The 23,162-nt window shown below is 56.8% G+C and carries 21 protein-coding genes; 12 read left to right on the plus strand and 9 right to left on the minus strand.

Features of this window, described 5'->3' with window-relative positions; genetic code table 11:
* Nucleotides 1-13: 13 nt before the first annotated feature.
* Nucleotides 14-373: a hypothetical protein gene (locus RUA4292_RS08080; RefSeq protein ID WP_058277151.1), complete on the minus strand. Its 360-nt coding sequence runs from the start codon at nt 371-373 to the stop codon at nt 14-16.
* Between the two features lie 11 nt (nt 374-384).
* A complete protein-coding gene (locus tag RUA4292_RS08085) occupies nt 385-1,146 on the minus strand; it encodes a DUF6478 family protein (RefSeq protein WP_058277152.1) in 762 nt (253 codons plus the stop codon).
* 245 nt (nt 1,147-1,391) lie between these two features.
* Here RUA4292_RS08085 and RUA4292_RS08090 point away from each other — a divergent pair, with 245 nt between their 5' ends.
* Genes RUA4292_RS08090 through RUA4292_RS08105 form a run of 4 tightly spaced genes read left to right on the plus strand, consistent with a single transcriptional unit; the run spans nt 1,392 to nt 7,643 of the window.
* A complete protein-coding gene (locus RUA4292_RS08090) occupies nt 1,392-4,490 on the plus strand; it encodes an ABC transporter transmembrane domain-containing protein (protein ID WP_058277153.1) in 3,099 nt (1,032 codons plus the stop codon).
* Entirely contained in the window at nt 4,483-5,379 is an 897-nt protein-coding gene (locus tag RUA4292_RS08095; RefSeq protein WP_058277154.1) for a CPBP family intramembrane glutamic endopeptidase, read from the plus strand. The genes RUA4292_RS08090 and RUA4292_RS08095 overlap by 8 nt, the downstream gene beginning before the upstream one ends.
* A 60-nt stretch (nt 5,380-5,439) precedes the next feature.
* Complete coding sequence (accD, locus tag RUA4292_RS08100; protein WP_058277155.1) at nt 5,440-6,372, plus strand: acetyl-CoA carboxylase, carboxyltransferase subunit beta; 933 nt, start codon at nt 5,440-5,442, stop codon at nt 6,370-6,372.
* Nucleotides 6,369-7,643, plus strand: coding sequence for a bifunctional folylpolyglutamate synthase/dihydrofolate synthase (locus tag RUA4292_RS08105; RefSeq protein ID WP_058277156.1), 1,275 nt, complete (start codon nt 6,369-6,371; stop codon nt 7,641-7,643). The genes accD and RUA4292_RS08105 overlap by 4 nt, the downstream gene beginning before the upstream one ends.
* Before the next feature lie 77 nt (nt 7,644-7,720).
* Here RUA4292_RS08105 and zapE read toward each other — a convergent pair whose 3' ends face one another.
* Nucleotides 7,721-8,779 (minus strand): cell division protein ZapE, encoded by a 1,059-nt coding sequence (gene zapE / locus RUA4292_RS08110; RefSeq protein ID WP_058277240.1) that lies wholly within the window; start codon nt 8,777-8,779, stop codon nt 7,721-7,723.
* Nucleotides 8,780-8,925: 146 nt separating this feature from the next.
* Here zapE and RUA4292_RS08115 point away from each other — a divergent pair, with 146 nt between their 5' ends.
* Entirely contained in the window at nt 8,926-10,164 is a 1,239-nt protein-coding gene (locus tag RUA4292_RS08115) for an MFS transporter (RefSeq protein WP_058277157.1), read from the plus strand.
* Nucleotide 10,165: 1 nt separating this feature from the next.
* On the opposite strand, the gene RUA4292_RS08120 is transcribed toward RUA4292_RS08115, so the two are convergent.
* The 5 genes from RUA4292_RS08120 to RUA4292_RS08140 form a co-directional block, all read right to left on the minus strand.
* Nucleotides 10,166-10,786 (minus strand): HAD family hydrolase, encoded by a 621-nt coding sequence (locus RUA4292_RS08120; RefSeq protein WP_058277158.1) that lies wholly within the window; start codon nt 10,784-10,786, stop codon nt 10,166-10,168.
* 143 nt (nt 10,787-10,929) lie between these two features.
* Nucleotides 10,930-11,385, minus strand: coding sequence for a YaiI/YqxD family protein (locus RUA4292_RS08125; protein WP_058277159.1), 456 nt, complete (start codon nt 11,383-11,385; stop codon nt 10,930-10,932).
* Nucleotides 11,382-12,839 carry a Si-specific NAD(P)(+) transhydrogenase gene (gene sthA / locus RUA4292_RS08130; RefSeq protein WP_058277160.1) on the minus strand — a complete coding sequence of 486 codons (1,458 nt, stop codon included), beginning with the start codon at nt 12,837-12,839 and terminating at the stop codon, nt 11,382-11,384. Before sthA ends, RUA4292_RS08125 begins: the two co-directional genes overlap by 4 nt.
* A gap of 3 nt (nt 12,840-12,842) precedes the next feature.
* Nucleotides 12,843-13,676, minus strand: coding sequence for an S-formylglutathione hydrolase (gene fghA, locus RUA4292_RS08135; RefSeq protein WP_058277161.1), 834 nt, complete (start codon nt 13,674-13,676; stop codon nt 12,843-12,845).
* A 101-nt stretch (nt 13,677-13,777) separates the two neighbouring features.
* A complete protein-coding gene (locus RUA4292_RS08140; protein ID WP_058277162.1) occupies nt 13,778-14,707 on the minus strand; it encodes an AEC family transporter in 930 nt (309 codons plus the stop codon).
* A gap of 207 nt (nt 14,708-14,914) precedes the next feature.
* Between RUA4292_RS08140 and RUA4292_RS08145 the strand changes: the two genes are divergently transcribed.
* Complete coding sequence (locus tag RUA4292_RS08145) at nt 14,915-15,532, plus strand: TetR/AcrR family transcriptional regulator (protein ID WP_058277163.1); 618 nt, start codon at nt 14,915-14,917, stop codon at nt 15,530-15,532.
* Nucleotides 15,533-15,602: 70 nt separating this feature from the next.
* Here RUA4292_RS08145 and RUA4292_RS08150 read toward each other — a convergent pair whose 3' ends face one another.
* Nucleotides 15,603-16,193: a beta-barrel domain-containing protein gene (locus tag RUA4292_RS08150; protein ID WP_058277164.1), complete on the minus strand. Its 591-nt coding sequence runs from the start codon at nt 16,191-16,193 to the stop codon at nt 15,603-15,605.
* 372 nt (nt 16,194-16,565) lie between these two features.
* Between RUA4292_RS08150 and RUA4292_RS08155 the strand changes: the two genes are divergently transcribed.
* The 6 genes from RUA4292_RS08155 (at nt 16,566) to RUA4292_RS08180 (ending at nt 23,156) form a co-directional block, all read left to right on the plus strand.
* A complete protein-coding gene (locus RUA4292_RS08155; protein ID WP_058277165.1) occupies nt 16,566-18,149 on the plus strand; it encodes an ABC transporter substrate-binding protein in 1,584 nt (527 codons plus the stop codon).
* A 68-nt stretch (nt 18,150-18,217) separates the two neighbouring features.
* Complete coding sequence (locus tag RUA4292_RS08160; RefSeq protein ID WP_058277166.1) at nt 18,218-19,312, plus strand: M24 family metallopeptidase; 1,095 nt, start codon at nt 18,218-18,220, stop codon at nt 19,310-19,312.
* The gene (locus RUA4292_RS08165) at nt 19,312-20,319 is read left to right on the plus strand and encodes an ABC transporter permease subunit (protein ID WP_058277167.1); all 1,008 of its coding nucleotides are present in this window, start codon (nt 19,312-19,314) and stop codon (nt 20,317-20,319) included. The genes RUA4292_RS08160 and RUA4292_RS08165 overlap by 1 nt, the downstream gene beginning before the upstream one ends.
* On the plus strand, nt 20,316-21,221 hold the full coding sequence (locus RUA4292_RS08170) for an ABC transporter permease subunit (protein ID WP_082637042.1): 906 nt from the start codon (nt 20,316-20,318) through the stop codon (nt 21,219-21,221). The genes RUA4292_RS08165 and RUA4292_RS08170 overlap by 4 nt, the downstream gene beginning before the upstream one ends.
* Nucleotides 21,222-21,225: 4 nt before the next feature.
* Complete coding sequence (locus RUA4292_RS08175) at nt 21,226-22,203, plus strand: ABC transporter ATP-binding protein (RefSeq protein WP_058277169.1); 978 nt, start codon at nt 21,226-21,228, stop codon at nt 22,201-22,203.
* Nucleotides 22,200-23,156, plus strand: coding sequence for an ABC transporter ATP-binding protein (locus RUA4292_RS08180; RefSeq protein WP_058277170.1), 957 nt, complete (start codon nt 22,200-22,202; stop codon nt 23,154-23,156). The genes RUA4292_RS08175 and RUA4292_RS08180 overlap by 4 nt, the downstream gene beginning before the upstream one ends.
* Nucleotides 23,157-23,162 lie beyond the last annotated feature (6 nt).

Consider the following 23,162-nt stretch of genomic DNA (forward strand, 5'->3'; position numbering starts at 1 on the left):
AAGAAAACCCGGATCAGTCCGAAGGTGCCTGAGACCGCCTAAATGCCCGTTTCAACAAGTCCAGCTCCGCCCGCAACAAAGCGATTTCGGTCCGCAAATCATCCGCGGCTGATGCGCCCGCAATGATTGTGAATTCACCGATCTTCTGTGATGTGTTTGCATCGGCTATTACAAAGCAATGAACCCCGTCGGCAATCGCGGTTGATGGCACTGGCACACTCAGCTCCCAACCACCATCGGTGGCGGTCATGAGTACACCCTCCAGCGCCTGCCCCATATAACGGACTTCGACATGCGGTTCAGTGTCGGCCTGTAGGTACCCGCGCCAGATGCCGTTTTCGAACAGGGTTGGGGTCAAGGTTGGTTGTGTCATTGCCAATGCTCTCACATGTCGGCGCGGTGGTGGCGACAAAGGGTCAGGTCCCGCAGAACTATGCGGTTCATCGCCGGATTGGTCAGAACCAGATCCAGCCAGATCTTGTCTATACGCCGTTCGTTCAGCGGCAAATTGGCAAGATCGAAATCCAGGACATTCGAACTTGTCGACAAATCTATAGACCGTGGAACGGAATCAGTGTTTGGGCCGTGCCGAATATTCAATCGCGCGGTCACGTCCAGCGGACGTTCTGTTTCAATCTGGGCATCGACCCGCATCAGGTGCTGCCGCGTCAATCCTTGCACTGCCTCAGGCGGCAAATCCAGCGACACGGAAAGGAATGACCCCGCAAAGCCAAACACTTCGACGCCAAGTCCAAAAGCGGCCAGGTCCTTTTCGTCCATGTTTCGTGCCTGTCGCACACTGATCTCGGATAGAGCGCAGTCGTGGAATATCTTTACCTGTTGATCCAACTCGACCTTACGCGGGATTGAGGCGAGACCAGGCCGGGGCAAGGGACCCCGCCACAAATCAGGTCGCCAGCACCAGTCAGTACCTAGCGGCTTGGGAAATTGCTTTGAGCCAATCAGGGGCAGCGTCAGTCTTTCGTTTGCTTCCCGTAGCAAACGGTCCAATTGCGCACGCAGTTTGCGCGCCTCGTCGCGCTGTTGACGCAATTGGGGGTTCGTGGCCCCGGCCGCGTCTTGAACGGCGCGTTGCCAACGCGCAATAGTTTTGCGGTGTAGATATCGTTCGAGAAGTTTGCCCATGATCCCATCGTCTGAACTTGACCTTCTTTAGTCAAAGACAACGGCGAGGATAAGGCCGAATTGGTGAAATCCGCATAAAACTGCCCGACACTAACGTGGTTGTGACTGGGCGGTTTTGGTTGTGTCTGCTAAGGCCCCCATCGCCGTTCTTGCAATCACCTGGGACTGTGCGTACCGTCCGGCACCTGATTGCTTTGGATTATCCGAAAAACCGCGTACTAAATTCTTTGAGGCAAGGCCGGGGCATGGAACCCACACTATTTTCGTTCATCTGGAAACACTCGAAAAAGCAGCAGCTTGTGCTGTTGTTTCTGACGGTATTGTCGTTTCCGTTTCTATACGCCTCGCTTGAGCTGCCAAAACAGATCATCAACGACGCAATTGGTGCGCCCAACGATAGCGTTACACTTTTTGGGTTCACCTTCACGCAGGTCCAATATCTGCTAATCCTCTGTTTTGCATTTTTGGCCACTGTAATCGCCAGCGGCTTGATGAAGATGCGCATCAACACGATGAAGGGCATATTGGCCGAGCGTATGCTGCGCCGGCTTCGGTTCACGCTGATTCACCGCGCGATGCGATTCCCGAAATCGTATTTTGCCACCACCAGCCAAGGTGAACTTGTTTCAATGATCACCTCTGAGGCCGAACCGATGGGCGGCCTGATGGGTGATGCGATTGCCCAGCCGGTGTTCCAGTTTGGTCAGATGATGACCATTGTCACCTTTCTGTTCATGCAAAGCGTTTGGTTCGGTCTGGCCAGCATCGCGTTGATTCCGTTGCAGGCATGGCTGATCCCAAAACTGCAGCGCCAGATCAACCTGCTGAACAAGGAACGTATTCAGCAGGTCCGCCACCTGAGCTCGGAAATTGGCGAAAGCGCGGCGGGCATCAGCGATTTGCGGGCCAATGGTGGCTGGCGCTATCGGTTGGCACAATTCAGCCATCGGTTGGGAACCTTGTTCGAGATCCGGTTCAAGATCTACAACAAGAAGTTCTTTATGAAGTTCCTCAACAATCTGATTACTCAGATGACGCCGTTCCTGTTCTATTCGGTCGGTGGCTATCTGGCGATCACGGGTGAGGTGACAGTGGGCGCGTTGGTCGCGGCGCTTGGGGCATACAAGGACCTTAGTGGCCCATGGAAAGACTTGCTGACCTATTACAACCAGGTTCAGGATATGTCTTTGCGCTGGGAAATCGTGATTGAACGTTTTGCCCCGGACAACATGATCCCTGAAGAGCTATTTGTGGGTGAGCCAGAGTCCATTCCGCATCTAAGCGGCGATATCGAACTGCGCAATGTAACAGTGCGCGATGATGACGGGAAAACCATCCTTGAAGATATCGACCTGACCATCCCCAAGGGTGCCCGCGTTGCTATTCAGTCGTCAAGCGCCGCCGAGCGCGGCGCGTTGGCGCAACTGCTGACACGAGAGCTTTTGCCGATACAAGGCAGCGTCACAATTGCGGGTCACGATCTGCTAAAACTCCATCAGACGGTAATTGCGGCGCGGATCGGCTATGCCTATTCGCGACCCTATCTGTTTGACGGGACTTTGGGCGATAACCTTTTGATGCCGTTGCGAACCCATCCACAACACGAACCCGACGCAAAGAAAGCCCCAAGCCGGTGGCAAATCGAAGCGGTGCGGGCCGGGAACCCTCCGGATTCCCTGTCGGATGAGTGGATCGATCCCGGCCTGGCAGGGTTGGAAGACATCGAGGATATCCGCAACTGGTGGTTCCAGCTGGTCGAGGCGATGGGCATCGACGAGTTCATGTTCCGCCGGACATTACGTACCCAGTTCGATCCAGTGCAACATTCTGCCCTTGCGCGTGATATCGTAAATCTGCGCGACACGGTCGCGCAGAGGTTGGAAGAAAAAGACCTGGCGCGGTATGTCTATCGGTTCGAACCGGACCGCTTTAACCCGGCTGTTCCGCTGGGGGGCAACCTGCTGTTTGCCGCTCCGTCCCGCGATATCTCACCGGATATTCTGGCGGGCGATGATCGGTTCATGTGGATGCTGCGCCATCACGATCTGGACGATGACGCAATGAGCATTGCAAGCGCGGTGCTGGAAACACTGCACCAGACGTTTGGGCGGGACGGGGCAGATCACCCGCTGTTCCTTCGTCTGGGTATGGCCAAGGATATGTTCCACCGTCTGCTTGATATCGAGGACCGGCGCAAAGCCAAAGGGGATGAAGCAATCAGTGAGGGCGAGCGTGCCTTGTTGCTGACCGTTCCGTTCCTGCTGACCGCGGAACAGATCGGGCCTGATTTTCCGGACGAGTACAAAGATAAGATCTTGGCCATCCGATGGGGGCAAGCGGAACAGCTGCGTGCCTCGATGGATGGGATGTTCGTTCCGGTCACGCCGGATGCATATATTGAACGCATGACTGTCATGGAAAATGCCCTGTTCGGGCGGGTTTCTTTGATGGCCGGGGCGCACACGGATGAAATCGAAGATGTCGTCGCCGAAGCCATGAACGAAGCTGGCCTGCGCCGCCGGGCGGCAGCCATTATCTATGACCTGCCCTCGGGTCTGGGTGGGAATAATCTGCCGACGGTATTTCAGGAACGCGCCGCGTTCTCGCGCGCTGGAATCAAGCGTCCTGATGTGTTGATCCTGGACAAAGCTCTGGCCAGCCATGATTCCGAGAGCAGGCTGAGAACCCGGCTGAAACTGCGGGAATTGTTGCCGGATTCCATCATGGTCTTCATGGAGGATTACTTTGCCCATCCCGAAGCCTATGATCTGTTCGTCGAGATCAAGGATGGTCGAATTGACGGCGTCTCGCGGACCCGCCCAGAAGAAGAGGCCAGCTCAACGGATGACCTGAGCCGTAAACTCAAGATTATCTCGTCGACCGAGCTGTTTTCCGGCATTGACGGTCGCAACCAGCGCCTTCTGGCGTTTTCGGCGCAATGGTACGATGCCGCAGCCGGACAGATCATCTTCTCCGAAGGGCAAACGCCAGATGCCGCTTATCTGTGTATTTCAGGCGAAGCTGACCTGATCTGGAATGAAGGGAACGGAACCGCGCGTACGATCTCGGTCATCGAGCCGGGGCGTCTGATCGGAGACTTGTCGATTATCACGGGCGAAATTCGGCAATTTGATTTGGTCGCGGTCAAGAATTGTTCGTTCCTGCGCATTGGGGCCGAGGAATTGCGCGCAGTTATTGAAAGTGACGCAGGTGTTGCAATGCAGCTGCTGCAAACGGTTGCCGGCTATCTGACTACGATTTCCAAAAGGCTAAACGCCGCCAATGCAACCTCATTGATCTTCGATGATGACGAGCCGAACCGGGACACGGCCGACAATGTCTGACGCCCGCCCCGGCAGATACATAGCGCATGAACGACTTGTTGCACCTTCGCGCGCACGGCCAGAGCTTTGGCGCCTGCTGGTCGGGCTGACCATTGTTGGCGTGGTTGGCATCCTTCTGAACTTTCTACTTTTTGGATTGGTTGCGGGTCTTGGATCCGTCGAATGGGCCCAAGGTTTGCTGACCGGCGCATCCCCGGTTGCACTTTTGGTGCTACTGGCAAGCTTTGGCTTCATCACATTGGGCGTGTCCATCGCTGCAAAACGCCTACAACATCGAACTCTGAGCTCAATCTGTGGTCCATGGCGCGAGGGCATTGGGCAATTCTGGAATGTATTTAAGGCATTGCTGATCGTTGGGATCGTCGTGGCCATCTTGCCGCCATATGGCATGGGCGCAACGCTGACGCAGAATTTGGCACTGTCGACCTGGCTGTTGTTTCTGCCTTTCTCGCTATTTGCAGTGCTGATTCAGACAAGCGCTGAAGAGGTGCTTTTTCGGGGTTACATCCAGCAAAGTCTGGCAGCGCGATTCCGATCGCCGGTTATTTGGTTGGGCGTACCGTCGATTTTGTTCGCGGCAGGTCACTATGCCCCCGGCGCGGCCGGAGACAACGCGCTATTGGTTGCCGTGTGGTCCGGGATGTTCGGCCTGATGGCGGCGGATCTGACGGCACGGTCAGGGACGTTGGGGCCTGCTATCGCATTGCACCTGTTCAATAATATGGTCGCTCTGCTGTTTGTTTCCTTACCCGATGGCTTAAGTGGTCTGGCATTGTATCTGCTTCCTTACGACATGTCGGATACCGGGGCGCTGCGGCAATGGCTGTATGTGGATTTTGCTGTGATGATCGTCAGTTGGCTAACAGCGCGGGTTGCGCTCAGGCGTTGATTGCATTTCTTTCCGTAGCGTCTTATTTGACGTCAAAGCCGCACAAGCCAAGGTTCCGATATGAACTGGATTACAAACTACGTCCGCCCCCGGATCAACTCGATCTTCTCGCGCCGGGAAGTGCCTGAGAATCTTTGGCATAAATGCGATGAATGCGGAACCATGCTGTTTCACCGTGAGCTGGCAGAAAACCAGAATGTCTGCACCCAGTGCGATCATCACATGGCGATCACTCCGCGCGAGCGGTTCGGTCATCTGTTTGATGGTGGAATCTTTACCGAGGTCGAGGTTCCCGCGCCCAAAGACGATCCGCTGCAATTCCGCGATCAGAAAAAGTACCCCGACCGGATGAAAGCCGCCCAAAAGAAAACGGGCGAGAAAGAAGCGATGTTGGTCGCCCTGGGTGAAATTGGCCGAACCCCGATTGTGGCAGCTGCGCAGGACTTTTCGTTCATGGGCGGATCCATGGGCATGTATGTCGGCAACGCGATCATCGCGGCCGCGCAAGAGGCGGTGAAGCTAAAGCGCCCGCTGATCCTGTTTTCGGCCGCTGGCGGCGCACGGATGCAGGAAGGTATCCTGAGCCTGATGCAGATGCCCCGCACAACCGTGGCAGTAGAAATGCTGAAAGAGGCAAATCTGCCCTACATCGTAGTGCTGACTCACCCAACGACGGGCGGTGTGACGGCTTCATACGCGATGCTGGGTGATGTCCATATCTCAGAGCCCAATGCGCTGATCTGTTTTGCCGGTCCGCGTGTGATCGAACAGACGATCCGGGAAAAGCTGCCCGAAGGGTTTCAGCGTGCCGAATACCTGTTGGACCACGGCATGTTGGACCGCGTGACCAAGCGGACCGAAATGCGCGATGAGCTGATCACGATCACGCGGATGTTGATGAACCAGTCTCCGGCGGTCAAAGGCGATCTGCCAGCGCCCGAATCCGAAGATGCAGTGGCAGAAGCCCCGGCTGAAGACGCGGAAGAGAAATGACCCCTCAGACATCGGACGTCATCCTGGAAAGGATGATGGCGCTGCATCCCAAGATCATTGACCTGACCTTGGATCGTGTCTGGCGTCTGCTGACCGCGCTGGACAATCCGCAAAACAAATTGCCGCCGGTGATTCACATCGCGGGAACCAACGGCAAGGGCTCGACCCAGGCCATGATCCGAGCGGGGCTGGAAGGGGCAGGGCGGACCGCCCATGCCTACACCTCACCCCACCTGGCCCGGTTTCATGAGCGTATTCGTCTGGCGGGTGAACTGATTTCCGAACCGGATCTGACAGCGGTTCTGGACGAATGTTATGCCGCCAATGGTGGCGAGAACATCACGTATTTTGAGATCACGACCTGCGCGGCCCTGCTGGCTTTTGCCCGGTCCAAGGCGGACTACACGTTGCTTGAAGTCGGGTTGGGTGGCCGGTTGGATGCGACCAATGTCATTCACGACCCGGCGGCAACGGTCATCACGCCGGTTTCAATCGACCATGAACAGTTTCTGGGCGATACCTTGGGCAAAATCGCGGCGGAAAAGGCCGGCATCATCAAGCCCGGTGTTCCCTGCATCGTTGGCCCGCAAAAGGATGAGGCGCTGGAGGTCATTGAATACACTGCCGCGCGTCTGGGTGCACCTTTGTTGGTGCATGGCCAACACTGGCACGTCACCGAAGAAAACGGGCGGCTCGTCTATCAGGACGAAACTGGCCTGCGCGATCTACCGCTGCCAAATCTGTTGGGCGCACATCAGTATCAAAATGCCGGTGCTGCGCTAGCGGTCTTGCGTTATCTGGATCTTGGGGAAGACGCCTATGAGGCTGCGGTGACCAAGGCTGAATGGCCAGCCCGCATGCAGCGATTGAAAACCGGCCCTCTGGTCGAACAGGCCCCCGAGGCCGAGCTCTGGCTGGATGGCGGTCACAACGCGGCCGCAGGTTTGGCATTGGCCGATCTACTGGCGAAGCTGCCTGCACGTCCAACCCATATGATCTGTGGGATGTTGAACACAAAGGACGTCACCGGGTATCTGGCTCCGCTTGCCGCACAGGCGCAAAGCCTGACGGCAGTCTCTATCCCGGGTGAGGTCAATACGCTGAGCGCAGACGACACCGCTGAAGCCGCCTCTCGGGTTGGGCTAGCAGCGTCTACTGCCAATAGTGTGGCCGAAGCCCTGAGAAAAATTACTGAAGATGACCCGCAGGTGCGGGTTCTGATCTGTGGATCACTGTACCTGGCCGGTAATATTCTGCGCGAGAACGGCTGAAAAAGGCGCATCCGCACAGCTTCATCTGGCCAAAATATCCCGGGGGTGTCGCGCAAAGCACGGCGGGGGCAGCGCCCCTATTGCCCCCAATCCTGATCCTGCATCTCGCGCAGGCGCGACGCGGTGCGTTCAAACTCAAATGTGCCTTCACCTTCGACATACAGCATCTCGGGCTCTGCCGCAGCTGAACAGATCAAGCGGACTTTTCCCTCATACAGTGCATCGATCAACGTTACGAACCGTTTGGCTTCGTTAAAATTATTGCGCGACAGGCGCGGGATGTCCTCAAGGACCAGAACTTTGACCTCTTCCGCGATAGCAAGATAATCTGCCGGGCCCAGCATCCTTCCACAAAGGTCGTAAAAACTGGCCCGCGCCACGCCATTTCGAAAGGCGGGCAGTTCTACCGCACGACCGTTGACCTGCAGGATCAGCGGGTCCGCCGTCCCCCCGGCCAGGTCGATCCAGACGCTGCGAATGCTCGCGCGTGCTTCGGGGCCTATGGGTGTAAAGTAAACAGGTGCGCCTTCCAGTCGGTTTTGGCGGTAATCCGTGGGTGAGATCAGCTCCCATACCTCAAGCTGTTCTTTGATATGTGCGATGAAGGGCAAAAATAGCTGACGGTTTAGCCCGTCCTTGTACAGGTTATCCGGATGGCGGTTTGATGTCGTCACGACCACGGTGCCACCTTCATGCAGCAGATCGAACAGACGACCAACAATCATCGCGTCCGTGATATCGGTGATTTGCATTTCGTCAAATGCTAGTACGCGCGCGGACTTGATCACCGAGGCGGCGACAGGGGCCAGTGCGTCCTCGACCCCGTCCTTACGGGCCTTGTGCATGCCTGCGTGGATTTCCTGCATAAAGGCGTGAAAATGCACTCGGCGGGCGGGGATGTCTGCCAAAGAGTCGACGAACATATCCATCAGCATGGATTTTCCGCGCCCGACTCCGCCCCACAGATATAAACCCTTGGGCGGCGGCGGGGCTTTTCGAAAGAACCCCCGTTTCACAGGTTCGGCCAATGCCGCCCGGATACGTTCGAAATGAGGAAGAACGGCCTCTTGAGCGTCGTCTCTGGTCAGGGTGCCGTCGGCCACCTGCGTGTCATAAAGCGATATCAAACCCGTCATGTTTTGAGGCATAGCGCCCGGTTTGCCCGTTGAAAAGCAGCCATTTCTCGGACGCATCAATTTTGCTGATCCGTGATCGCAAAACTCCTGAATTGACGCACAACCTAAACGCGGTAACGTCTGGTTCTTGAACGCCCGAGGACCTAATGCCCCAACACACGCGCTTGCTGAACCCCATCCTGATCGTCGGATGTATCATCATCACCGTCAGTTTTGCCGTGCGCGCATCGTTTGGCGTGTTTCAGATCCCCATCGCAGATGAATTCGGCTGGCTGCGCTCGGACTTCTCGATGGCAATCGCAATTCAGAATTTGGCCTGGGGCATTGGGCAGCCGGTTTTCGGGGCCATCGCCGAAAAGGTCGGCGACAGGCGCGCAATTATTCTAGGGGCTCTGACCTACGCGGCGGGTATGGTTCTGTCGGCCTGGTCCGTCACTCCGTTCGAGCACCAAATGTACGCATGGCTTGTGGGGTTCGGTATCGCGGGAACAGGATTTGGCGTGGTGCTTGCCGTGGTGGCGCGGGCATCGTCGGACGAAAACCGCTCTATGTCGCTTGCGATTATCACAGCTGCTGGCAGTTTCGGTCAGGTTCTGGGGGCGCCTACAGCCGAATGGATGCTGAGCTTTATGCCTTGGCAGCAGGTGTTCATTGTATTCGCTGCAGCGATCTTGGCACTGGTGCTGACACTGCCGTTCATGCGCGCCCCTCAGACTGCCAGTAAAGCAGAGATTGAAGAAAGCATGAGTCAGATCCTGACCAGGGCATTCCGCGATCCATCCTATACGCTGATCTTTTTGGGCTTTTTCAGCTGCGGTTATCAGCTTGGCTTCATCACCGCACATTTCCCCGCTTTCGTGACAGAGATGTGCGGACCTATACAACCCGGTGGCGTTCTGCATTCTATTGGCATCACAACCACATCAGCACTAGGGGCCGTGTCAATTTCATTGATAGGCCTGGCAAATATCGCGGGCACACTGCTGGCGGGTTGGGCCGGGAACCACTTTCCCAAAAAATACCTTCTGGCAGGTGTCTATACGGCGCGCACACTTGCGGCGGCGGCCTTCATCGTGTTCCCGATCACGCCCCTGTCGGTCATCGTGTTTTCGCTGGTCATGGGTTCGCTTTGGCTTGCCACCGTTCCGCTTACTTCGGGGTTGGTCGCGCATCTCTACGGACTGCGCTACATGGGAACGCTGTATGGGATTATCTTTTTCAGCCACCAGGTCGGTAGTTTCCTGGGCGTCTGGTTGGGCGGGCGCATGTATGACCAGTACGGCGACTACACCATGGTCTGGTGGATCGGAGTCGCAATTGGGGCGTTCAGTGCCATCGTCCACCTTCCCATTCGCGAAAACCGCCCAACGCCCGTCACCGTCTGAGTTATAGCGACTCTTCGACCGTCAGTAGACCTTCTTGCAGCAGCCGGTCCGCCCAGCCCTGTGGGTCGGTAAAGTGGTGCGTCTGCCATCCACGGGCGCGCGCCGTTTCGATATTTTCGATCCGGTCGTCGGTGAACAAAAGCGCCTCGGGCGGCAGTCCACAATCTGCTTCGACCATTTCATAGATCGGAACGTGCGGTTTGACGGTCTGCATCCGCCCTGACACGTATTGTTTGTCGAACTCGTTGAGGAACGGGTAAACCGTCGTAGCATAGTCGAAATTTTGCACCCCGAAATTGGTAAATGCAAAAACCGGCACGCCTTTGGCGCGTAATGCCCGCTGCAGGCGGACCGAATGGGGGATCTCGGGCGCGGCAAGTTCGATCCACTTGTCGTGCCACATGCGGATTTCATCCCGCCATTCCGGGTATTTCTCGGCCCAATCATAGATTGTGTCAGTGAAGTGATGACCCTGGTCAACCAGGTCGTTCATCCCGTGCAGGTCAACTTCCGAGAACATGGCACGACGGCGCTCTTCCCCGATGACCTGGTCGTAATAGCGTTCGGGTTGCCATTCGATCAGAACATTCCCGATGTCAAAAACAACAGCTTTCACCGACATGTACGTACCTGTCTTCTCGTTCCTTAGTTGGTGCCACTGAACCAAGCGCGACGGGATCGTTCAAGGCACAACCGCAGCGCGCAGCGCTGCCCGGCCCAATTGTCAAAGACGCATCTTTGATGCGTCGCTGGCAAGCGGGAGGATTAGCCTCGCTGCGCAGCCCTCAATTCCCGTTCCAGGGCGTCCAAAAACCGGGATCGATCAGCTTTGCCAAAGGGTTTTCCGCCGCCACCCGCGCCCAATGGGTTGGATGCGCGCAAGTCGGCCATCAAATCACGCATGGCCAGTTGCTGGCCGATATTGGCCGCGGTAAAGGCTTCACCGTTTGGACGCAGGACCCGAGCGCTGGCCTCAACACATTTTGCGGCCAGCGGGATATCCGAGGTTACCACTACGTCCCCAGCGCCGCATCGTTCGGCAATCCATTTGTCTGCCTCATCCGCACCCTCAGACACGATGACCACCTGCACCAATGGGTTTGAAGACGGCCGCAAGCCACCGTTTGACACCAGTGCCATCGGAACTTTGTGCCGGGTTGCAACCCGTTCAGCCTCGGCTTTCACGGGGCAGGCATCGCCATCGATATAGAGCGTCGTCACGCTTTCCCGGCCTTCTTCTCGGCCTTTTCAGCGGGCTTCTTGCGCACTTTGAACTCGTCCGGGATTGGCATCCGATTGAATGCATCCAAACCAGCGATCTTATAGGCCTCGGCAAGGGTTGGATAGTTGAACGTATTCTGCACGAAGTAATCCACCGTGCCCTTCAGATTCAGGACCGCCTGCGCGATATGGATCAACTCGGTCGCTCCTTCACCCACGATCTGCACGCCGAGCACCCGGCGGGTTTTCAGTGAAAACAGCATCTTCAGCATACCGTGCTCCAACCCCATGATATGCCCGCGCGAAGTCTCCCGGAACCGCGCCACGCCGACTTCGTATGGGATGCCGCGTTCTTGCAGTTCCTCTTCGGACATGCCGCAAGTTGAGATCTCGGGGACCGAATAAATGCCGTAAGGATACCACGGACTTTCCGGCAGGGTAGGGGTTTCCAGCGCGTGACATGCAGCCACGCGGCCCTGTTGCAGCGAGGTTGAGGCCAATGATGGGTGCCCAATCACATCGCCAGTCGCGTAGATATGTGGCACTGCAGTTTGATACGTCTTGCGATCCACGTCGATCCGGTTGCGATGATCGGTTTCCAAGCCAACGGCCTGCAGGTTCAATGCCGATGTCGCCCCCATGCGCCCGGCGGCGAACAGTAGCATCTCAGCTCGCACGTGGCGGCCATTCTCGAGAGTCACTTCGACATGGCCCCCAGCGTCTTCTATCTTTTGAACGGCTGAGCCCAGACGTAGGTCCACGCCGTTTTCGCGGATCTGATGGGTAAAATCATGGATTAAGCGGGTATCGATAAAATCTAAGAAGGTTTCACGAGGTTCGATTAACGTCACCCGAACGTCCAATGCCGAGAACATGGTGGCGTATTCCACACCAATTACTCCGGCACCTATCACGACCAGCGAGCGCGGGATCTCTGCCATCTCAAGAAAGTCGTCACCGTCCACAACGGTCTTTCCGTTGAATGGCACATAATCCGGGCGATAGGTTTTTGTTCCGGTTGCTATCAGGAACTTGGCCGCCGTAAGTCTCGTTGTCTCACCGGCATCAGTGGCAACCTCAATCTCGTGAGGCCCAACGAATTTAGCCAACCCGTTCAGGGTCTCCACATGGTTGCGGTTGAATTGGTGTTCCAGCACGTCAACTTCATGATCCAGCGTCATATGCAGACGTGCCTTCAGGTCTTCGGCCCGGATCTGATCTTTGACCCGGTAAGAGCGGCCATAGAAGCTGCGCTCGCGCCAGCCGGACAGGTTCAGTACCGTTTCACGCAGGGTCTTTGATGGGATCGTGCCGGTGTGGACGGATACGCCACCAAACCGATCCTTGCGATCGATCACCAGAACACGCCGTTGCAGTTTGCCCGCCTGTATCGCGGCCGAACGACCCGAGGGGCCGGACCCGATGATGATCAGGTCATAGTCGTATTTGCTCATGCCTCAGTCTCCGTACAGCGCCTCGGCGTGGAATGTGATGTGATCTTCCATGAAGGTCGACACGAAGAAATACGAATGATCGTAGCCTGGCTGAAGACGGAAGATTGCCTGCTGGCGGCGTTCCGCTATCGCCTGCGCCAAAGTTTCGGGGCGCAACAGGTCGATGAATTGGTCATTGGCACCAGTGTCAATCAGGATAGGGCCGTCAAAGCCGACTTCTTTCATCATGACTGAGGCGTCGTGTTTGGCCCATGCCGTCTGATCATCGCCCAGGTAAGCGCTGAGTTGCTTGCGACCCCAATCCGCACCCGTCGGGTTTGAAATGGGTGCGAAAGCGGACACAGACCGGAAGCGCCCCGGCAGGTTCATGGCCAGAGTCAGCGCTCCGTGCCCTCCCATCGAATGTCCGGTTATGGCCTGTCGCTCCGCGTCGATTGCGAAGTTTTCGGTCAGCAAAGCAGGCAATTCTTCAGCCACGTAATCCCACATATTGAAATGCGGCGCCCAAGGCTGCTGCGTGGCGTTCAGATAGAACCCGGCGCCCTGACCCAGATCGTAGTCATCGTGATCGGCAACACCCTCACCACGCGGCGAGGTGTCCGGGAAGACCACCGCGATGCCTTGTTCAGCCGCCCAGGCCTGCGCGCCTGCTTTAGTCATTGCGTTTTCATGGGTGCAGGTCAGGCCTGACAGATACCACAAAACCGGAACCGGGCCGTCTCTGGCCTCGGCCGGCAGGAATAAGCCAAAGGTCATGTCGCATTGGCAGGCAGTCGAGGCGTGGCGGTAGACGCCCTGAACGCCTCCGAAACATGCATTTTCCGAAAGGGTTTCCATTTGGTTTCGTCCTTACGTTGGGTTTGCGACATGGCTATCCTTACACGCTCGATACGTAAAGGCTGAGCGGCTTTGGCGCGCGATTTTTCAAAAGGTCGGGGTCAGGGCGTTCCAACCCAGGCTATCACCAATGGCACCGTCAGAATGCTGGCTGCTGTAGACAGTAGTATCGCAGCAGACGCGCGGTGCGGGGCCACGCCGTAATGCGCGGCCAACATATAGACGTTGCCTGCCACTGGCAGGGCCGCCGCAGCAATGGCGACAGAAGCAGGAAAAGCCGCCACAGGCAAAATCCACAGCAACACAACCGCAACACAGGCAGGGTGTACGACCAGTTTGCAAAAGCTCAGCCATCCTGCAATGTGAAAGCGTTCGGCGGATTTGCTGGCCAGAGAAGCTCCGATAGCGAACAGGGCACCCGGCGTCGCGGCCCCGCCCAGAATTGTCAGGAAATCATTCAATGGGACAGGAACAGGAATCTGCAACGCGGACCAGAGCATTCCCGCCGAGATCGAAGCGATCATCGGATTCTTGATCAACCCGATCCCGATCAGTCGGAAGGTTGCAGGTTTCAACCGCCCGTCGTGCCCGCCATTTATCAAGATGACGATCAGGGATGAAAACACCACCAGATCAACTGTCAGAACCAGCATAACCGGGCCAATCGCGGCTTCGGTAAACAGCAGCGCCAGCATGGGCAGGCCCAGAAAGCCGACATTGCCGATGGCCGCGCATTGCGCCTCTACCGCTGCGGTCGGGATATCAAGCCTGCGTATCCATGCGACAACCGTTGCTAGCACGTATACAGCGGCGGTTCCCAACAAGTATCCAACGACCAGCCTTGCATTAAAGATTTCCGCGAAAGGTAGCGTAGCAGCAAAGCGGAAGAGCATTGCCGACAGCGCAAAATAGAATACGAATTTAGTCAGATAGGCAGTGGCCTCTTCCGAGAAGAACCGACTACGCCCGGCCCAGTATCCCAGGCCGATGATCGCGAAAAAGGGTAGGGTGCGCAGGAAGATATCGACCATTCGCAAATTGGTAACATGGAAAACGCAGGCCGCAAGCCATGTCGGACCGGTCGCCGGGTTTTGAGGTCCTGCGTTGCCAATTAACTTAACCGGTCAATCATAAACCTGACGTCATCTGTGGCACCAGGTGGCTGCAAAACGTGAGAATCGTTGTATCTGAACTGAACGGTTTATACATTTGTCTGATATATCACCCAAGGAGAGCACATGACCGAAGCTGCCGCCATCCTGCGTACAGGCCGAAAATTTGATCAGGTATTACGCGGGGCCAGAGAAGTTTTCATGGCAGACGGTTTCGAAGGTGCAAGCGTCGACGATATAGCCCGTGCCGCCGGGGTCTCTAAGGCCACGCTATACAGCTATTTCCCCGACAAGCGGCTGCTTTTCATGGAAGTGGCGCAGGTCGAGTGTAGACGGATGGCGGAAAACGTCGTGGCGATGGTCGACGATTGCAAACCGGCACGCGAAGTTCTGACAATCGCTGCAACAGAGCTGACGACTTTTTTGGTCTCGGAGTTCTCGCAACAAATGTTCCGCATCTGCATCGCCGAACGTGACCGGTTCCCTGAGCTGGGCCAAACATTTTACGAAGCCGGGCCGCAGAACGGTCAGCGCCAGATGGTCGAGTATCTGGAAAAGGCAGTCAACAAGGGTGAGTTGGCCATCGACAACCTGCAATTGGCAGCCGAACAGTTCAGTGAACTATGCAAGGTTCGGATTTGGACCCGCGCTGCCATTGGCGTTCAAAAGAGCTTTTCCAAAGGAGAGTTGGATGCCATTGCGACGCAAGCCGTTGATATGTTCATGGCCCGATACGGCGTCTAACCTGCTGCATTTAATCACGAGAAAGATGTGAACGACCCGCACCCGACAAGCCGGATGCGGGCAAAACAAGTCACTCGATAAAAGTCTTGGCCAGCCGGTCACTGATTGGTTGTGACAGGTAGCTGATTACCGCGCGCTCGCCGGTTTTCACAAACAGATCCGCGGGCATTCCAGGCAACAGATCCAGGGCGGCGACTTCGGTGGGTTGATTGGCATCCAGTTTCACCCGTGCTTTGTAATAAGGCTCGCCGGTACGGTCGTCCTCCAGCGCGTCGGCTGAGATGTCAAATATCCGACCGCTGGCTTCGGGCACATCGGTCTGCGTAAAGGCAGACAGGCGAATGCGCGTTGCCTGACCGATCTGCAGCTTGTCGATATCGCCGGTTTTGATCCGCGCTTCAACGATCAGGGCCTGATTGGCGGGAACAATATCCATCATCGACTCTCCGGGGCGAATGACGCCGCCGGTTGTGGATACTGCCAGATTGACGACCCGCCCGCTGGCAGGGGCCAGAACCTGTGTTCGTTTCAACCGTTCCGATGCTCCTGAATATTGCGACCGGATCAGATCAAGCTGGGCTTCCACAACCGCAAGCTCTCCGGCGATCACCTCGTCGCGCAGCTTCTGTTGGCTGAGCAGGGACAGCTGCAACTCTTGCACCTGGTCCTAGGCCTTCGCAATCTGGGTGCGCAACCTTGGGGCCGCGACCCGCCCGGGATGCCCCAGAAGCCCCGTGCTGAACCGTGTCGGGGCATATATTCAGGACCGGCCACCGATTGGTGTGACCCCAACATTCTCACAATAGGTACCCGTCGATCCTTTTGATCAGACAACGCAATGAAGAGAGGCAGACTTTCGGCTGCTTCCTTTGCATTTGGTCAAGCCGTGCAAGAGCTATCAAAGTGAGTTGACAATGGATTTTGTATTTTGGATACATCGGGCACAGATTTCGCGATGATGAGAGTCGTCAGAAATTGCTTGGTCAACAAAAGCAACGCGAAAGCCGATTGATAATTTTTCTGGGAGACAATCATGAAACTCAAATTTTTGGCTGCAACAGCGGCAATTGCCCTGTCCAGTGCAGCCGCGCAGGCCAACACTCTGGTTTATTGTTCAGAAGGCTCACCCGAGGGGTTCGATCCCGCACTGTTTACAGCCGGAACCACATTTGATGCCTCATCTCACCCGATCTACAACCGCCTGCTGGAATTCGAAACCGGCACAACCAACGTCATCCCCGGTCTGGCCGAAAGCGTCGAGGCCGGCGATAATGGCCTGGAGTATACGTTCAAGCTGCGTCAGGGCGTCAAATTCCATTCGAACGACGAGTTCACGCCGACGCGCGATTTCAACGCCGATGACGTAATCTTCTCGTTCATGCGTCAGAAAGATGACAGCCACCCCTACAATCAGGTGTCCGGCGGAACCTGGGAATACTTCAAGGGTATGGGCATGCCGGATCTGGTCGAGTCCATTGAAAAGGTCGACGACTACACCGTCAAATTCACCCTGAGCAAACCCGAGGCCCCATTTGTCGCCAACATGGCGATGGATTTTGCGTCGATCCTGTCCGCAGAATATGCAGATGCGATGATGGAAGCAGGGACGCCTGAAAAGCTGAACACCGCGCCCATCGGCACAGGTCCATTCTCGTTCTTGGCCTACCAGAAAGACGCCGTGATCCGCTATGCTCAGAATGCCGACTACTGGAAAGACCCGGCGGATGTCGAAAATCTGATCTTTGCGATCACACCTGACGCGTCTGTGCGCTATCAGAAGCTGAAGGCCGGCGAATGCCACATCATGCCCTATCCGAACCCCGCCGACATTCAGGCGATGCAGGATGACGCCGACATCAACATGATGGAGCAAGAGGGTCTGAACGTCGGTTATCTGGCTTACAACACCACCATGGCGCCGTTTGACAATCCGAACGTCCGTAAGGCGCTGAACATGGCGATCGACAAGAACGCCATCATCGACGTTGTGTTCCAAGGCTCGGGCCAGGTTGCCAAGAACCCGATCCCGCCGACCATGTGGGGTTATAATGACGCCATCACCGACGACGCCTATGATCCCGAAGCGGCCAAGGCGATGTTGGAAGCCGAAGGTGTTTCCGACCTGTCGATGAAGGTCTGGGCGATGCCGGTACAGCGTCCGTACAACCCGAATGCCCGTCGTATGGCCGAACTGATCCAGGCGGACTTCGCCAAGGTCGGTGTGGATGTCGAGATCGTGTCCTACGAATGGGGCGAATATCTGTCACGTTCGAAAGATCTGGACCGTGACGGTGCCGTTCTGCTGGGCTGGACCGGTGACAATGGTGACCCAGACAATTTCCTGGCGGTCCTTCTGGGCTGTGACGGTCGCGAAGCGTCGAACCGCGCACAATGGTGCCACGAGCCCTTCGAAGACCTGATCCTGAAGGCCAAGCAATCCACGGACCAGGCTGAGCGCACCAAGCTGTACGAAGATGCTCAGGTCATCTTCAAAGAGCAGGCCCCTTGGGCAACCATCGCGCACTCGGTTGTTTACATGCCGATGAGCAATAAGGTTCAGGGCTATAAAGTGCACCCGCTGGGCGGCCACATCTTCTACGGTGTGAGCGTCGAATAAACCACCGCTCAACGACCGGAACCGCCCAATTGGCGGCTCCGGTTTTCTTTATTGGGAGGTCGGCGCGAATGCCGGATTTGTCCGAGTACCAACAACTGGCAAAGGACATGTCAGTAAATGCCGTGGCACTGGTGCCCGGCCCGAATTTTACCCGAGCTTTGGGAAAACCCTTCATGAGCAACGAGCGGCCCTTTGTGGTCGTGATCCCGGCCGAAGGCGTACCGGCCGCGATTGTGCCGAACCTAGAATTGGGCTCTTGGGCGCTGGTCGGGTTTGACGGCGCTGTCTTCGACTGGCGCGATCAGACGGGCTATGACGATGCCTTCGCGGCACTGGCTGAACATATGCCGTTGCGATCTCTGGCGGTCGAGGGGCAGGTGATGCGCGTCTTTGTCTCCAAGGCATTTACCGGAGCCCTGCCCAACTTGCGGATCGTGGATGCTGAGCGCGAGATTTCCGGCCTGCGCATCATCAAGACGGACGATGACATTGCAGCGCTGCAAGCGGCGATTGATATCTCGGAACGAGCACTAGAACGAGTCATTGCGGATGTTCGTGTTGGTCAGACAGAAGTACAGATTGAACAGGCCTTGATCCAAACGCTGTTCGCTGAAGGAGCCGCGTGGCTGGCCTTTTCGCCTATCGTGACGGCCGGAGGAAACTCGGCTCAACCGCATGGTAAAGCGCGCGCGGATTATCAGATCAAAGCAGGCGACGCGCTGCTGTTCGATTTCGGCGCACGCAAACACGGGTTTGCCGCCGACATCACACGCACCTTTTTTGTCGCCGAAGTCTCAGATGAGGGCAGGGCGGTCTACGACACGGTTTTGCGTGCCAACCTGGTCGGGTTCGAAGCTTGCCGACCCGGCGTAACGGCCCACGATATCGACGACGCGGTGACCAGCGTGCTCGAGGCCTCGCCCTATGCAGATCGTATCCGCACCAAGACCGGTCATGGGCTGGGCCGCGATGTGCACGAAGCGCCCTACATCATGCGTGGCAACGGCCAGATCATGCGCGCGGGCATGGTTTGGACAAACGAGCCGGGCCTCTATGACCTGGACAATTTCGGCGTTCGGATCGAAGATGACGTACTGGTGACCAATGACGGTTGCCGGTCGCTGACCAGCTTTCCCAAAGAACTAACAATCATAGGCCGCTGATGTTTGGCTATTTCCTTACCCGCCTCGGCATGTTCATTCCGACATTCCTGGGCGTAACACTGATCTCGTTCATGTTCATTCGGGTCCTTCCGGGCGATCCGATCATCGTCATGGCCGGTGAACGCGGCATGTCCGAAGAACGCTATCAGGAGATGGTTGAGAAGCTGGGCTTCGACAAACCGGTGCTAGAGCAATACTGGGACTACCTGGTTGGCGTGTTGCATGGTGATCTGGGCGAGAGCTTTGTCACCAAGAAGCCGGTTTGGGACGAATTCTTTGCCCTGTTTCCCGCCACGCTGGAACTGTCGATCTGCGCCATGATCTTTGCAGTAGCTTTGGGGCTGCCTGCGGGCGTTATTGCAGCTGTGAACCGGGGCAAATTCTTCGACCGGGCGCTGATGTCGTCCGCGCTGATCGGGTATTCCATGCCGATCTTCTGGTGGGCGCTGTTGTTGATCATCGTGTTTTCCGGCAACCTTGGTTGGACGCCTGTCTCAGGCCGGATCGACTTGCTGTACTACTTTCCAAGCGTCACTGGCTTCATGTTGATCGACAGTCTGCTGTCCGGGCAGGAGGGGGCGTTTGGATCGGCTGTACGCCATCTAATTCTGCCGACCATCGTTTTGGGCACGATCCCTTTGGCCGTAATTGCACGCCAGACCCGTTCGGCCATGTTGGAAGTGTTGGGTGAGGATTACATCCGCACGGCCCGCGCCAAGGGCCTCGCCCCCGCGCGGATCAATGGGCTGCATGCGCTGCGCAATGCGCTGATCCCGGTGATTACAGTGATCGGCCTGTCGGTCGGCACTTTGCTGGCCGGGGCGATCCTGACCGAGACAATCTTTAGCTGGCCAGGCATCGGCAAGTGGATGGTCGATAGCATTTTCCGCCGCGACTACCCGGTGGTGCAGGGCGGCCTGCTGATGATCGCCGTGATCGTAATGCTGGTAAACCTGCTGGTCGATGTCCTTTACGGCGTCATCAACCCCAAAATCCGGAGGCGATGATGGCTGAATTGTCCGCGACCCCACCAAAAACCGAAGACCGCCCCAGCGCTCTGCGAGAGTTCTGGTATTACTTCAGCGAAAACCGCGGTGCGGTGATGGGCCTTTGGGTCTTTGCCGCTTTTGTCTTCTGCGCGGCCTTTGCGCCTTTGTTGGCCCCCTACGACCCGACTGAACAGTTCCGCAATCACATTCTGCAACCTCCTGCGTGGCAAGAGGGCGGCAGTTGGGCCTTCCCGTTGGGCACCGATCCGTTGGGTCGGGATATGCTGTCGCGGCTGATCATGGGATCGCGTTATTCCTTCTTTGTCGGCATCGTGGTGGTTTGTGTGGCCGTGACGGGCGGGGTGATTGTCGGCCTGCTGTCGGGTTTCGCGCCCAAATGGGTCGATACGATGATCATGCGGGTGATGGACATCATCCTGTCCTTCCCCTCACTGCTGCTTGCGCTGGTTCTGGTTGCGATCCTTGGTCCCTCGTTGACCAACGCAATGATCGCCATCGCCATTGTTTTCCAACCGCATTACGTGCGTTTGACACGGGCATCAGTGTTAGCAGAGCGGCAAAAGGACTATGTGACCTCGGCTCGCGTTGCCGGTGCTAGCAAGGCCCGACTGATGTTCAAGACCGTGCTGCCGAATTGCCTGGCCCCGATCATCGTGCAGGCGGCGCTGTCGTTTTCGACCGCCATTCTGGATGCTGCAGCCCTTGGCTTTCTGGGCATGGGGGCGCAGCCGCCCACGCCGGAATGGGGCACCATGCTGGCTGAAGCGCGTGAGTTTATTCTGCGCGCGTGGTGGGTTGTGACGTTCCCCGGTCTGGCCATCCTGGTGACGGTGCTGGCCATCAACCTGATGGGCGACGGTCTGCGTGACGCGCTGGACCCTAAGCTAAAGCGGAGCTGACGACATGAGCCTGTTGGATATCCGAAACCTCACTGTCGAATTCGCAACCGCCTCGGGTCAGTTCCGGGCTGTGGATGGTGTTGACCTTTCGGTCGACAAGGGAGAGTTGATGGCCATCGTCGGCGAAAGTGGCTCGGGCAAATCGGTGTCGATGCTGGCATTGATGGGTTTACTGCCCTGGACGGCCACAATTACGGCCGACCAACTAAGCTTTGAAGGCATTGATCTGACCAAAATCTCGGCCCGTGATCGTCGCAAGATTATCGGCAAAGACATTGCCATGATTTTTCAGGAACCGATGTCATCGCTGAATCCTTGTTTTACGGTTGGCTTCCAGATCAAGGAGGCCTTGCGCATCCATCTGGGCCTGAACCGAAAGGACCGCCACCAGCGCGCCATCGAACTGTTTGATCAGGTCGGCATCCCCGCACCGGAAAGCCGCCTGAACACGTTTCCGCACCAGATGTCCGGCGGCATGAACCAGAGGGTGATGATTGCGATGGCCATCGCCTGCAAACCCAAGCTGTTGATTGCGGACGAGCCGACAACGGCACTGGACGTGACAATTCAGGCGCAAATCCTTGATCTGTTGGTTCGCCTACGGGACGAACAGGGCATGGGTTTGGTCCTTATCACTCATGATATGGGCGTTGTCGCCGAGACCGCCGAGCGGGTGCAGGTCCAATATGCTGGCCAAAAGGTCGAGGAACAGGCAGTCAAAGACCTGTTCCGCACCCCGCGTCACCCCTACACAACTGCGTTGCTTAACGCGCTTCCAGAACGGGCGACGTCGAAGATGCTGCCTACTATTCCCGGCGTCGTTCCAGGGCAGTTTGACCGGCCAAAAGGGTGTCTGTTCAGCCCCAGATGCCAATATGCAGATGATCTGTGCCGATCGTTGCCCCCAACTCCGCACAGCGCGGAGTTCGGCAAGGCGCGTTGCCATTACGTTGAAAAGATAACAACCGGAGAGCTGGCATGACCGCCCCCATCGTTCAGGCCAGTGAATTGGCCAGGTTTTATACCGTAAAAGGCGGGGTGTTGTCGAAGGCCGCAACGGTAAAGGCCTTGTCCGGCGTGGACTTCGAACTGCGGCCGGGCAAAACGTTGGCGATCGTAGGAGAGTCCGGTTGTGGGAAGTCCACCCTCGCAAGGGTGGTGACGATGATCGAAGAACCGACCTCGGGTAGTCTGACCATCGATGGCGTTGAAATATCTCCATCGAAATGGGCCCTGATGCGTGAAACTGTGCAGATTGTGTTTCAGGATCCCTACGGCTCGCTCAACCCGCGCCAACGGATCGGTCAAATCCTGCAAGAGCCATTGATAATTAACCGCCGCGAGATGTCCGCAGCCGACCGCGAGGCGCGCGCTCGTGAAATGATCGACCTCGTGGGTTTGCGCCCCGAACATTACGACCGCTACTCACACATGTTTTCGGGCGGGCAGCGGCAGCGGATTGCGATTGCCCGCGCCTTGATGCTGAACCCCAAGGTGCTGGTGCTGGATGAGCCGGTTTCAGCACTGGACGTCTCAATCCAGTCGCAAATTCTGAACCTGCTGGTCGAATTGCAGGAACGTCTGAACCTTGCCTATCTGTTCATTTCGCATGATTTGTCGGTGGTAAAGCACTTTGCCGACGACGTAATTGTCATGTACTTGGGCCGCGCAGTTGAAAAAGCTCCGAAAGAAAAGCTGTTTGCTGCCCCTCGACATCCTTATTCCAAGGCTCTTTTGTCGACGACGCCTCGCGCAGATCCCGACGCGCGAAAGGATCGGATCAAACTGGAAGGCGAGCTTCCGTCCCCGATGAACATCCCCAAAGGCTGTGCCTTTGCACAACGGTGCTGGCTTGCAACCGAAGAATGCCGCGCCGCGCCACCAGAACTGAGCGGGTCAGACCACAAAGTGGCGTGCCTGCATCCACTGTGGTAGGGATGG

The organism is Ruegeria atlantica (genome assembly GCF_001458195.1).
In the GTDB taxonomy this organism is placed as follows: Bacteria; Pseudomonadota; Alphaproteobacteria; order Rhodobacterales; family Rhodobacteraceae; genus Ruegeria; species Ruegeria atlantica.